10 protein-coding genes are annotated in these 12589 nt (G+C 67.2%); 5 read left to right on the plus strand and 5 right to left on the minus strand.

Annotated elements, in window-relative coordinates; all coding sequences use genetic code 11:
• Window positions 1–155 precede the first annotated feature (155 nt).
• On the minus strand, window positions 156–1817 hold the full coding sequence (locus Q7T84_RS11805) for a glycosyltransferase family 4 protein (protein ID WP_304809016.1): 1662 nt from the start codon (window positions 1815–1817) through the stop codon (window positions 156–158).
• A 179-nt stretch (window positions 1818–1996) separates the two neighbouring features.
• On the opposite strand from Q7T84_RS11805, the gene Q7T84_RS11810 reads away from it, so the two are divergent.
• Window positions 1997–2794, plus strand: coding sequence for a class I SAM-dependent methyltransferase (locus Q7T84_RS11810; RefSeq protein WP_304809018.1), 798 nt, complete (start codon window positions 1997–1999; stop codon window positions 2792–2794).
• 3 nt (window positions 2795–2797) lie between these two features.
• On the opposite strand, the gene Q7T84_RS11815 is transcribed toward Q7T84_RS11810, so the two are convergent.
• From Q7T84_RS11815 to Q7T84_RS11825, 3 genes are all read right to left on the minus strand, one after another.
• Window positions 2798–3532 carry a 2OG-Fe dioxygenase family protein gene (locus Q7T84_RS11815; protein ID WP_304809019.1) on the minus strand — a complete coding sequence of 245 codons (735 nt, stop codon included), beginning with the start codon at window positions 3530–3532 and terminating at the stop codon, window positions 2798–2800.
• A gap of 82 nt (window positions 3533–3614) precedes the next feature.
• The gene (locus Q7T84_RS11820) at window positions 3615–3749 is read right to left on the minus strand and encodes a hypothetical protein (RefSeq protein ID WP_304809020.1); all 135 of its coding nucleotides are present in this window, start codon (window positions 3747–3749) and stop codon (window positions 3615–3617) included.
• 324 nt (window positions 3750–4073) lie between these two features.
• Window positions 4074–4754, minus strand: coding sequence for a hypothetical protein (locus Q7T84_RS11825; RefSeq protein WP_304809022.1), 681 nt, complete (start codon window positions 4752–4754; stop codon window positions 4074–4076).
• A gap of 287 nt (window positions 4755–5041) precedes the next feature.
• Here Q7T84_RS11825 and Q7T84_RS11830 point away from each other — a divergent pair, with 287 nt between their 5' ends.
• The 3 genes from Q7T84_RS11830 to Q7T84_RS11840 are packed head-to-tail and all read left to right on the plus strand — an operon-like array spanning window position 5042 to window position 9422.
• Window positions 5042–5755, plus strand: coding sequence for a response regulator transcription factor (locus tag Q7T84_RS11830; protein WP_304809024.1), 714 nt, complete (start codon window positions 5042–5044; stop codon window positions 5753–5755).
• Entirely contained in the window at window positions 5752–7074 is a 1323-nt protein-coding gene (locus Q7T84_RS11835; RefSeq protein WP_304809026.1) for a FecR domain-containing protein, read from the plus strand. The genes Q7T84_RS11830 and Q7T84_RS11835 overlap by 4 nt, the downstream gene beginning before the upstream one ends.
• A 56-nt stretch (window positions 7075–7130) precedes the next feature.
• Window positions 7131–9422 (plus strand): CHASE2 domain-containing protein, encoded by a 2292-nt coding sequence (locus tag Q7T84_RS11840; RefSeq protein WP_304809028.1) that lies wholly within the window; start codon window positions 7131–7133, stop codon window positions 9420–9422.
• Window positions 9423–9433: 11 nt separating this feature from the next.
• Here Q7T84_RS11840 and Q7T84_RS11845 read toward each other — a convergent pair whose 3' ends face one another.
• Window positions 9434–9865, minus strand: coding sequence for a DUF4136 domain-containing protein (locus Q7T84_RS11845; RefSeq protein ID WP_304809030.1), 432 nt, complete (start codon window positions 9863–9865; stop codon window positions 9434–9436).
• Window positions 9866–10175: 310 nt separating this feature from the next.
• On the opposite strand from Q7T84_RS11845, the gene Q7T84_RS11850 reads away from it, so the two are divergent.
• Window positions 10176–12347, plus strand: coding sequence for a penicillin acylase family protein (locus Q7T84_RS11850; RefSeq protein ID WP_304809032.1), 2172 nt, complete (start codon window positions 10176–10178; stop codon window positions 12345–12347).
• Window positions 12348–12589 lie beyond the last annotated feature (242 nt).

Raw genomic sequence — 12589 nt, forward strand, 5'->3', positions numbered from 1 at the left:
CGCCGTCGCCTTCTGGGACAATCGCGTCACCCAGCACTATGCGGTGAACGACTACCTTCCCAACCGGCGGATCATGAACCGCGCCACGGTGCTGGGCGACCGCCCCTATCACCGCTCGCGGATGCCGGCCGGGCTGAAAGCCGCCGCCGAATAGCCTAGGCCCGCCAGTCCAGCAGGCCGAGCTTGCAGAGCCAGACGATCGACAGGGCGACGAGCTGGCGACGCCCGTTTCCGGCCGCGTCGACGAGCTCGCCGACCGTGAGCGGACCCCGCTCGGCCAGGGCGGCCAATACGGCGGCTGATTCTTCGTGGCTGGCGCGCCAGCCGCTCGCGAACTGGTCGAGATTGATCGTCCGCGTCGCCTCCAGGTCGGCCGGCGTCACGCCATCGCGCAGCCAAACCCTAGTCTTGGCGTTGAGCGCCGAATTGGGGAAGCCCGCGAAGGCGCCGAACGGCTCGCGCTTCACTGGATTGAACTGGTGCTTGACGGGCGCTGGCGCAGCCGCCGTGCGAATGGCGGCCAGTTCCGTGGTCAGGTCCTGCAAGCCGCGCACGACCACCGGCCAGTCGAAGGTCTCGGCGATCCGGCGGCGGCCGGCGTCGCGCATCTTCGCGCGCAGCTCCGGTGAGGCGATCAGGTCGGCGATCCGGGCGGCGGCGTCGCCGACATTGATCGCGGTGTGCTGGGCCACGGCGCCGACATAGGCCTGATAGGCCAGGCCGCCCAGCAGGTGCCGATTGATCATGCCTAGACCGGAGCCGACCGGCCCGCCCAAGGACCGCACCAGAAACCCGTCGATCCCGTCACGCACGGTGTAGCGATAGCCGTCCCAGTCACTGACCACCACCGGCAGGCCGGCCGCCATCGCCTCCAGCGGGGTGATGCCGAAGGTTTCCTGGATGTTGTCGACCAGGGACAGGAAGATGTCTCCGGCCGCCCACATGTCGCCGACCACCTGGCGGTCATTGCCGTCCAGGAAGTGGGTCACCACCGAAGGCGAATAGGCCTGGGCGCCCTGCTGATACCAGGCCCGGTCGCGGACTTCGGACGGGAACCAGCCGACCATCGCGAAGTGGACCTTGACCCCGGTCTGGCGCGCGGCCTCCTCGGCGGCGCGGAACATCGGCTGGGGGAAGGCCTTCTCAAAGAACGACAACCGCCCGACCCAGAGCACAATGATATCGTCAGGCGCCGCGCCAAGTTCGGCGCGCATGGAGGCCCGCGCGTCAGGACGGTCGGCCAGGGCCGCGAACGCCTTGCCCTCGACCCCCAACGGCAGCAGCGGCAAGTGCGGCTTGACCTTGGTCTGGCCGCCATAGCGATCGGCCAGATAGTCGGTCCATTCGTCGAACATGGTCCCCAGCGCGTCCTGCACCGTGGGCGAGGTGCAGATCAACGCATCCCAGGGCTGGATCGGGGCGATCGCCGCCTTGCTGATGGTTTCGCGCATAAAAGGCGGGGCGATGGTGTGGACGACGCCCAACAGACTATAGGCCTGTTCCAGTCCCGCGCTCCGCCGATACCAGGCCATGTCCGCCAGGTCCGGATGACCTCGGACCATGGCGCCGGCCGCCGCCGCCGGCCTTTGGTCCAATAGGTTGGCGACCCGGACGCGAGGCCGGGCGGCCTCCTCGCCTAGCAAGCCGCCGACCAGGGCCTCCGGCGACACATCGGCGCCGACCACGAAGTCGATCTGCTCGTAGTCTCCATGCCGCAGCACGGCGCGGAACAGCTCCACATTCGCCACGTCCTTGCCAAACGGATTGGCCTTGGCCTGGACGCCGGCGGACGGATGATAGAGCGCGATGCTGTTCAAGAAGTCGGTCCCCTCGCCTAGCAGGCATCCCGTCCTAGGATGAGTAAGGCGCGCGGCTGATCTCGCACAGCTCTCCTGTCCAGCCAAGGCGCCGGCCAGCCTCCAGGCGTTGGGCCGCATGTTCTGGAGATGGTGTTCGGTCCCGAACTTGCCTAAATCGCTTCGATCCGGAGGATCACATGTCTCGACCAGCGATCACGAAGTGGCTGAAGCAGTTCACTGACCAAAAGCCCGAGCCCACCGTGGACGAACTCAATGTCGCCCTCCGGCAACTAGCCAAGTGGAGGTCTTCGGTGATCGTGAACACCCAGCTTCAGCTCCACGGACTGAAGGTGATGGAAGGGCCGTTCGCGGGCATGGAGTACGTCCGTGAAGCGACAGAAGGCGCTCATGCCGCAAGGCTGTTCGGCACCTATGAATCCGAACTCCATCCGCACATCGAAGCCTTCGCCGCCGAGAAGCTCGATTGCATTATCGATGTCGGTTGCGCAGAGGGGTACTACGCGGTGGGGTTGGCCCGCCTGATGCCCGACGTCACCGTCCACGCCTTCGATATCCAGGCCGCCGCGCGCAAGGCCTGCGCCGAGCTAGCGGGTAAAAACGGCGTGGGCGATCGTGTGATCGTTGGGGAGACTTTCGCCCCAGACGGCTTCGAAGCCTTCGCCGGGCGAAAGTGCCTAGTCATCATGGATGTCGAGGGCGCCGAGTTGGATCTGCTGCGCCCGGACCTCAGCCCGTCACTGGCCCGCATGTCGGTGATCGTGGAGACCCACGATGTCTTCCGCCGGGGAAGCCTAGCCGAACTCAAGACGCGTTTTTCGCCAACGCACGAGATCCTGGAGATTCACCAGCAGCCCAAGACCGGTCCGCTGCCCGAATGGCTCAACAAGCTGGGACACCTGGATCAACTCCTGGCGGTTTGGGAGTGGCGCATGGCGCCGACGCCTTGGCTGGTCATGCGTCCCAAGGCAGGCTGATCGCTAGTCGCTCCTCGTCTTGCGGAAGGTCACGACCAGCACATCGCGAAAGGCGGGCTTGGTCGGGTCGACCGGCTCGATGGCGGTGACGCCGTGGAAGACCCGGTTGTCATCGATCAGCACCGCGTCCAGCGGTTGCGTCAGGGTGAAGGCTCCCAGCGACGTGCCGGCCGGGTCGAAGATGCTGGTCACGCCAGCGGCGACGTTCTCGCGGGCGACCAGCATGACCACCACCCAATCGACGCCGTCGCGGTGAACCCCCTCCGGGGTCGGCTGAGCGTCCTCGCCGAGGCGGGCCTCGATGCGGAACTGGTGGAACTCGGCGCGCCAGGGGAACCCGGGATCGGGTGAGACCCCGCCAAACACCTCGAGCGCCAAGTTGAGGATTCGCCGCGTCAGGGCGTGTTCGGCGACCGCGCCCGTGACCGGCTCGAACCAGCGCTCCACTCCGCCGTTCAGGCGGTTGTAGTCCAGGCTCTGGAAGTGGGGCTGGTGCGGCAGCCTGACGAGGGCGCCCGGGGCGACTTCGAACGCGGCGAAGCGTCGGCGCCGATAGCGTCCGCCATCGGCCATGTAGGCGTCCTGCGCCAGATCGTTCCAGGTCGCGGCATAGGCAGGCCAGTCGGCGAGCGCGGCCACGCCCACCAGGGCTTTCATCTCGGCGGCGGAAGTCCGCGCGAAACCATCACGCGCCACGCTGTCTTTCAGGTCGTCGATCTCAAGCACCCCCGTACGCATCCCGCCGCCGCGTTGAAACGGCGGCTGCATCCAGGGGAATTGGGGATTTCGCGGCTGGACGCAATGGGCCAGACGCTCAGCCTTAGTCCACGCCCTCAGGACGGCCGTCGTCCCGCGCTCGGGCCGAGCGACCGGACATCAACTTGAACATGTCGGGACCAAAGGCCAGCAACACGACCAACCAGATGAGCAGGGCCCAGGCGACAACGATAATCATGCAAAAACTTCCAAACACTCAGCACTCGCCGGAGACTCGCCGCCGCGCCGTTTGGCGTCGGGGGGCTGGGTTGGCGGCGAGTCTCCTGGCGCCCCACCGGGGCTTGGGGGCTACGGCCTGGCCGCAGCCGACAACGTACCGGCGCGTGTCTGGGGGGCTCTCCCACCAGGCCGGATCCAATATTCAACCTGCCTGGACTTGGCGCCGCCCGACGCGCCACCGCAAGTAAACGAGTGCAACTTTACAGTATAATACAATTGCAGTTCGGCATCGGCTCAGCAGCCACATGACGCACGATCACGCATCCCGGCGAGCGCGGACGCCTCAGCGCCCTTGATGCTCAATGTCGGTCGTCAACAGCCGCCCAAGGCGCTCCGTCTTGGCCAGCGAAAGGCATAACTCCTCGAGAGCGAACGCAGTCGCCTCCACTTCGTCCAGATGGATCGTCGAATTTCGCCGTTGGCACGCGCCGGTCAGGAAGGCGAGCGCCGCCAGAAAATCTGACCAGACCGCCCGGGAGCTGCGCGGCTCGCCCGTCGCCGCCGACCGCGCAACGAGGAAGGCGTCACCGCCGCCAGTACTCAACATCAGGGTGCCGAGCCGGCGCATGCAAGCTGCTGACGCAGCCACCTCTCGCTCGACACTGCCGCCGCACCCCCCAAGACTGGCAAGGAATCGCGCTTGCCCATCTTCACCTGATGTTCCGATCAACAGGAGGCCAGTGAGTTGATCCAAGGCTTGGCGCAGACGATCGAGCCGGACGGCCACGTTCTCGTCGGGACGGGTGGCGGGCCGAGTCGGCGACTCCGCGCCGAACTTGGTCACCACCAGTCGGGGGCGGGCCGTTTCACTGGCCGACCATGACATACCCCCCGCGGCCAAGGTGAGGCCGAACCGCGCCGAAAGAGGATTGGTTTGACGCCGCCGCGTCAAAGAGTGGGCGGCAAAGGCGGCCAAAAGACCCGCCACACCCAGCGTCGCCACGCCTGGAATGATCGCGTACATAAACTGCGCCCCGAAAACTACTCAGCAGCGACACGTCTCGCGGAGACCCCGGCCGCGAATGACGCAACCTGAGGGCTTCCTGACCGAGCCCGGAGGGGTCCCGAGCCAAGCCGAAACGTGCCGACCACCGAGGCCCAAGCGCACCAGAAACTCAGGAAAATCACACCACAAACTGTAAAGTTTGCATTTGTTTACGCCACGCGGCGAGCTTTTGGCCGATTGGATATTTTCCTAGCGCCAGCAACATCTAAGATGTTCCAGCACATCGAGAATTGAACCTTTTAGTCATGAGAATCGCAACACTCGACGACGACGACGCCCAGACCCAGGCTATCTCCCGTCTGCTGACGGAGGAGGGCCATGTCTGCTGGTCGTTCCGCGTCGCGCGCGCCCTGATCAGCGCGCTGCGCCAGGAAACCTTCGACCTGCTCGTGCTCGACTGGAATCTGCCCGATCTCACCGGGGTCGAGGTGATCGATTGGGTGCGCCAAAACATGGAGCCCCCCCCGCCCATGCTGCTGCTGACCGCCCGGTCGGCCGAGGAGGATGTCGTCGCCGGCCTGGACGCCGGGGCGGACGACTACATCGTCAAGCCGGTCCAGCCCGCCGTGTTGGTGGCGCGGGTCAACGCCCTGCTGCGCCGAACCTATCCGGCCCAGGGTGCGGGTCCGTTGGAGCAGTTCGCCGATTTCAGCTTCAACGTTCCGGCCAAGACGGTGACGATCAACGACGAGATCGTGAACTTGACCGCCAAGGAATTCACCTTGGCGCTGCTGCTGTTCCGCAACACCCACCGCGCTCTGTCGCGCAGCCACATCCTTGAAGCGGTCTGGGGCCGCAACCCCGACCTGCCCACCCGCACGCTCGACATGCACGTCTCGCGCGTCCGCACCAAGCTTCGGCTCCGGCCTGAACACGGCTACCGCCTGTCTCCGGTCTACAGCTATGGCTATCGCCTGGAGCGCCTCGTCGATGAGGCGGAGGAAGTCGCGGTCTCATGAGTAAGTTGAGCTGGTTCGCCACCGCGGCGAGCCTCGGCGCGGCGGCCCTGGTCGCGCCCGTGGCCGCCTGGGGCGCGCCCAAGGCCAAGGCTGAGAGTGTCGTCTACGTCGTGCGCCCTGGGGACACGCTGTATGATCTGGCGTCCAGTTACATGTTGCGCACCAGCGACTACGCCGTGGTCCAGCGGCGCAACAACATCGCCAATCCCCGGTGCCTGCCGATCGGGGCGAAGCTCGACGTCCCGGTAGCCCTGCTGCGGACCACGCCGGCCGAGGCCCGCGTGGCGAGCTATCGCGGTGAGGTGAGCGCCGTTGTGCAAGGCCGCACCATCGCCCTGAGCCGTGGAACGCTTCTGCCGGAAGGCAGCGTGGTCGCCACGGGCCCCAACTCCTCGGTGCGCCTAGCCCTGACCGACGGCTCGCAGGTGGCCCTCCCCTCCCAAAGCCGGATCCGCATCGATGTGCTGCGCCATACGCCGTTGACCGGATCGATCGAGCGGACCTTCTCGCTGGAAGCCGGACGCAGCGAAGCGACGGTGACGCCAATGACGAAGCCGCGCGACGGCTTCACCATCCGCACCCCGCTCTCGGTGACCGCCGTGCGCGGCACGGTGTTCCGCGTCATCTACGACGCCGAGGCCGAGCGCGCCTGGACCGAGGTGGTCGATGGGACGGTGAACGTGGCCTCGTCCATCGACGGATCGGCGTCGGTGACGCCCGAGAGGTTTGGCGCCAGGGCATCCAGCCAAGGCGTAGCCGCGCCGGAGCGGCTCCTGCCCCCGCCCACCATCATCGCGCCGGGCCGGACACAGGACGAGGTCGATGTCGTGTTTGACCTGACTCCGGCGCCGGGCGCCGCGAAATATCGCGTCCGCCTGGGGGCTGACGCCGGCCTGCTGGACCTCATTGATGAAGTCACCGTCGACCAGCCGCGCGCGCGCTTCGAGAATGTCGGAAACGGCGCCCTGTTCGTGCAGGCGACGGCGCTGGACGCGGGCGGCCTGGAAGGCATGCCCAACACCTACGGTTTCTCGCGCTTCCGCCATGGGCTGAAGCTGAGCGCTCCGGTCGTGTCCGGCAAACACTGGCTCTTCCAGTGGGAGCCCGAGGGCGAAGGCCGGCATGCCTATCGCTTCCAGCTCTCCGCCAAGCCGGAGGGCGCGCCGCTGGTCGATGAGGCCGGCCTGTCCGATGGCCGCATGACCGTCACCGACCTGCCCGATGGGACCTACTACTGGCGTGTGCGCTCGACCGTGGTCCGCGACGGTCAGCGATTTGAGAAGTGGTCCGCCGCCCAGCAGTTCAGGATCGGCGGCTGACCGCCACATCGGATCATCGCGCCCGGCGTCCCGGCCGCGGCCCCTCTCGGCGGCGCGTGTTCATCGAGTGGGCGCTGACGGCGATGCTCGCCGCGTCGGTCGTCGGCTACATGGTCGTGAGCGAGACCCTCGATCGTGCCGACACGGCGATTTACGACGCCTTGATGCAGCTCGGCCAGCGCCCGCCGCTGGACGATATCGTCATCGTCGCCATCGACAATGCCAGCCTCCAGGCCCTCGGGCGCTGGCCTTGGCCGCGCACGTTCCACGCCGATCTGCTGAACACCCTGGCCCAGGCCAAGCCGAAAGCCATCGCCTACGACGTCCTGTTCGTGGAGCCCGACGCCGACCCGACGGCCGACATCGCCCTAGCCGGCGCGATGAAAACGGCCAGCCCCGTGTTCCTGCCCTTGCTGATCGAGGTTCCGGGCCCTGACGGCGCGGCGGCCGAAGCCATGGAGCCCGCGGGGCCGCTGAGAGACGCAGCGGCCGGGATCGGTCAGGTCAATCTCCACTTCGATCGCGACGGGGTGGCCCGCAGCATCTTCATGGGCGAGAGCGGCGGCGAACGTAGCTGGCTGCACCTGATGGAGCTGATGCGCCGCCAGGCGCTGGGCCTGGAGATCCCGGCCGTGGCCGCCAGCACGGGCGAGCTCCCCTCGGCGCTTAAGACCCTGACCCGCGAGGGTCGCATGCTGATCCCGTTCGCCGGGCCGCCCGGTCACTTCCGCACGGTTTCCTTCGCCGACGTCGTGCGCGGCGAGGTTCCGCCCGAGGTGTTCGAGGGCCGACTGGTGCTCATCGGCGCCACCGGCGACGGGCTTGGCGACCGCTATCCGACGCCGCTGACCAGCGAGACAGAGGTGATGTCGGGCGTCGAGCTCCAGGCCAACATCCTGGACGCCTTGCTGACCGGGCGGGTGATCACCCCCGCGGCTATCGGCTGGGTCCTGGCGCTGTCGCTGATCCCGCTCGCCGTGCTGATGGCGGGTCTGCTGCGGCTGCGGCCACGCGCCAACATGGTGCTGGGCCTGGCGCTCATCGCCGCCACCCTGGCGACCTGCGCGGCGCTATTGCTGGTGCTGCGAATCTGGGCCCCGCCCGCCGCGGCGGTCGCCGGCCTGGCCCTGGTCTATCCGATCTGGAGCTGGCGGCGACTGGAAGCGGCCAGCGCCTATATGGTCGATGAACTGGGCGCCCTGGCCCAGGAGCCGAGCATCCTGCCCCAGCCCGCGCTTAGCGCCTCCCACGCTCCCGACGATGTCATCGGCCGCCAAGTGGCGCTGATGCACCAGGCCGTCCGCAATCTGCGCGACCTGCGGCGGTTCATGTCCGACTCCCTCGACGGGCTGCCGGACGCCACCCTGGTCGCTGACGCGGGCGGCCATATCCTGATCGCCAATACGGCGGCGCAGAACCTGTTCGCCCGTCTGGCGGCGCCCGATCCGGTCGGACGCGCCATGGGCCAGGTGATCGGGGTCTTCAATCTTCCGCCCGCCGACGAAGGCGGCATCGAAGGCGAGGTCGAAGCGCCTGACGGCGCGACCTACCACCTGCGCTTCAGCGCCTTCGCCGACTCGACCGGAGCTTTCACCGGCTGGATCGCGCGCTTCACCGACATCACCGCCATGAAGACGGCCACCCGCCAGCGCGAACAGGTCCTGGAGCTGCTATCCCATGACATGCGCTCGCCCCAGGCCTCGATCCTCGCCTTGCTGGCCGAGGACCAGGGCCAGGGCATCTCGCCCATCACGGTGCAACGGGTCGAGGCCTACGCGCGCCGCACCCTGGCCCTGGCCGACAATTTCGTGAACCTCGCCCGGGCCGAGAGCGAGCGCTACACCCTGGAGACCATCAACTTCTCCGACATCCTGCTGGACGCTATCGACGACCTGTGGCCGCAGTCCCGAGCGCGCTCGATCGAGGTCCAGGCCGAAGGCTGCGAGGACGAGCATCTGGTGCTGGCCGACCGCACCTTGCTGACCCGCGCCCTGATCAATCTGATCGACAACGCGCTCAAATACAGCGAGCCAAACACTCGGGTCGAGTGCCGCATCGCCAACCTGGGCGAGGACGCCGACGCCAAGGTGGTTTGCACCATCAAGGACCAAGGCCGCGGCATGTCGCCTGAAAGCCTGGCTCACCTGTTCGAGCGATTCCAGCGCTCGACGCCGGCGGGCGGGCGGCAGGTGAGCGGCGTGGGCCTCGGCCTCACCTTCGTGCAGACGGTGATCTTGCGGCATGGCGGGCAGATCAGCTGTGACAGCGTCCTGGGCGAAGGCGCCTGCTTCACGCTCACCCTGCCCCGCGCCGCCCCGGACGAGGCCTCGGCGCACGAACACTTCTAGGCGCCCGCGTTCTAGCTCAGGGGGACCGGCAGGCACGGCGCAGCCGCGGCGTGAGCCAAGGCGTCGAACTTGGCGGCGGCCTCGCTGGCCGTTTTGCCCATATCGGACCGGCCCGAGGCGGTGGCGCGATAGGCCTCGACGCCGGTCCTGGCGTCGATGAAACGGATGGTCACGTCGCCCAGCGTAGGCTGCCGCGCTTTCCACCAGGGCGTCTTGACCGGGGCCAATCGCCAGTCCGGCGTATCGGCCTCCGCCAGTTTCTCGTAGGCGCCGACCTTTGCGGGCCGGGCGCTGAACAGAACCTCCACCAGATAGTCCGGCTTCTGTTCGGCGCGCGCGAAACCATCGGCGGCGAGGCGCCGGCTGACCGCGGCTTCGATGCCCGCGCGCTCAGGCTCGGCCCCGCTGCTGGCGAAGGCATAGGTGCGCGCGCCAGCGCCCAAGCTCCCGTGGCAAGCAATCTCCGGCCCACGCGGACTCGCACATGCGCTCGCGAACAACGCCAAACCCAACACAAACAACTTCACGCTCAAACCTTCCGTCCGCGCGCCTCAAGCGCCCGCCCCCCGGAATCGCGCGCCCAAACGGTCACGTTAGGGCAGGCGAAAGGCCATTCTAGCTCGACCGCAGCAAAATCGGCGAAAAACCGCCCTGCGCCTTCACGTCCTGCGGCAAAGCTGGCCCGGCGTGGCTATAGAGACGCACAAACATCCGCGTGCGGAGCGCGCGGCCAACTGAGTAACGGAGATCGCCGTGCGCAATCTGGCCTTGACCCTGTTCATCGGCGGCCTCGTCGCCACCTCGCCGGCCAATGCCGACGAGATGGGCCGCCTGAAGCAGCAAGCCGCCAAGGTCAGCATCGCGCGCGACACCTGGGGGATTGCCCACATCCATGGCGAGACCGACGCCGATGCGGTGTTCGGCATGGCCTACGCCCAGGCCGAGGACGACTTCAACCGCGTCGAGACCAACTACATCAACGCCCTAGGACGGCTGGCCGAAGCCGAGGGCGAAACGGCGATCTACCGCGACCTGCGGATGAAGCTGTTCATCGATCCGGTGGACCTGAAGGCCAAGTACGCCGCCAGCCCGGCTTGGCTGAAAACCCTCATGAACGCCTGGGCCGACGGCCTGAACTTCTATCTCGCCAGCCACCCGGACGTGAAACCACGCGTCATCACCAAGTTCGAACCGTGGATGGCCCTGAGCTTCAGCGAGGGCAGTATCGGCGGCGATATCGAGAAGATCTCACTCGGCGAGTTGGAAGCCTTCTATGGCGCGAAGCAAACCGCGATGCTGGATCCCGACGCCGACGTCCGGTTCAAAGAGCCGACCGGCTCCAACGGCTTCGCCATCGCCCCCTCCAACACCAAGGACGGTCATGCCCTGCTGTTGATCAACCCGCACACCTCGTTCTTCTTCCGCTCCGAACTGCAGGCGACCAGCGACGAGGGGCTGAACGCCTATGGCGCGGTGACCTGGGGCCAATTCTTCATCTATCAGGGCTTCAACGAGCACGCCGGCTGGATGCACACCTCCAGCGGCGTCGACGTCGTCGACGAGTTCGCCGAGACCATCATCGAAAGGGGCGGCAAGCTCTTCTACCGCTACGGGACCGAGGAACGCCCGGTCACCGTCTCCACCATCGCCGTGCCCTACCGCGCCAAGTCCGGCGAGATGGCGAGCAAGAGCTTCACTGTCTATCGCACCCACCACGGCCCGATCGTCCGTAGGGCGGACGGCAAGTGGATCGCGGTAGCCCTGATGCAAAAGCCGGTCGAGGCGCTCAGCCAGTCGTTCCTACGCACCAAGACCAAGGACTACGCCTCTTTCCTCAAGGTCGCCGAACTGCGCGCCAACTCCTCGAACAACACCATCTTCGCCGACACCAAGGGCCAGATCGCCTACATGCACCCGCAGTTCATCCCGCGGCGCGACGACCGGTTCGACTACACCAAGCCGGTGGACGGTTCGGACCCGGCGACCGACTGGCAAGGCCTGCACGCGCTGAACGAAGCGCCGCATCTGCTGACCCCCGCCAACGGCTGGATATTCAACACCAACGACTGGCCCTATTCGGCGGCGGGCGAGTACAGCCCGCGGCGCCAGGACTATCCGCGCTACATGGACACGGCCGGCCCGAACCCGCGCGGAACCCACGCCACCTTGGTGCTGAAGGACCGCAAGGACTTCACCCTGCCGGGCCTGGTGAGCGCCGCCTACGATCCCTACCTGCCGGCCTTCGCAGTGCTGCTGCCGACGCTGACGGCGGCCTATGACGCCCTGCCCGCCGCCGATCCGCGCCGGGCAAAGCTGGCGGGCCCCATCGAGGCGCTGCGGGGCTGGGACTACAAGTGGTCGGAGACCTCGGTCCCCACCTCGCTGGCGGTGTTCTGGGGCGAGGCCCTGTGGGCCGACGCCGGCCCCAAGGCCAAGCGCGCCGGCGTCTCGGTCTATGACTACATGACCGCGACCTCGAGCCCCGACCAGAAGCTGACGGCGCTCGCCGACGCCTCGGACCGCCTGGCCGCCGACTTCGGCGACTGGCGCACGCCGTGGGGCCAGATCAACCGCTACCAGCGGATCGATGGCGATATCGTGCAGAGGTTCGACGACGCCAAGCCCAGCCTGCCGGTGGCGTTCACTTCGGCGCAATGGGGCTCGCTCGCCTCGTTCGGCGCCAAGCGCTACGAGGGCACGAAGCGCTACTACGGGACCAGCGGCAACAGCTTCGTCGCCGCTGTCGAGTTTGGTCCGAGGATCAAGGCCGTGGCCATTTCGGCCGGGGGCGAGAGCGGCGATCCGACGTCGCCGCACTTCGCCGACCAGGCCCTGCTCTATTCGCAAGGCAAGCTGCGCGAGGTCTTCTTCTATCCCGAGGATGTCGCCCGCCACACAAAGCGGACCTATCGCCCCGGCCAGTGAGGCCGCAAACGCATGTCATCCCGGCTGGAGCGTAGCGGAAGGCCGGGACCCATTCGCGCCGCGCACACGGAAGCTGGCGAGGCGCCGCCACAGCTTGCACGATCAGGTGTTCATGGGTCCCGGTCTTCGGCCTGCGGCCGAAACCGGGATGACATCTGCGCGGTCAACTGGCGAGCTTACGCTCCTTGGCGAACGGGCTGAGGCCGAGCCAGGTCTGCATGTCGGCGGCAAGCTGACGATCA

The sequence above is a fragment of the Phenylobacterium sp. genome (genome assembly GCF_030654915.1).
Classification (GTDB): domain Bacteria; phylum Pseudomonadota; class Alphaproteobacteria; order Caulobacterales; family Caulobacteraceae; genus Phenylobacterium.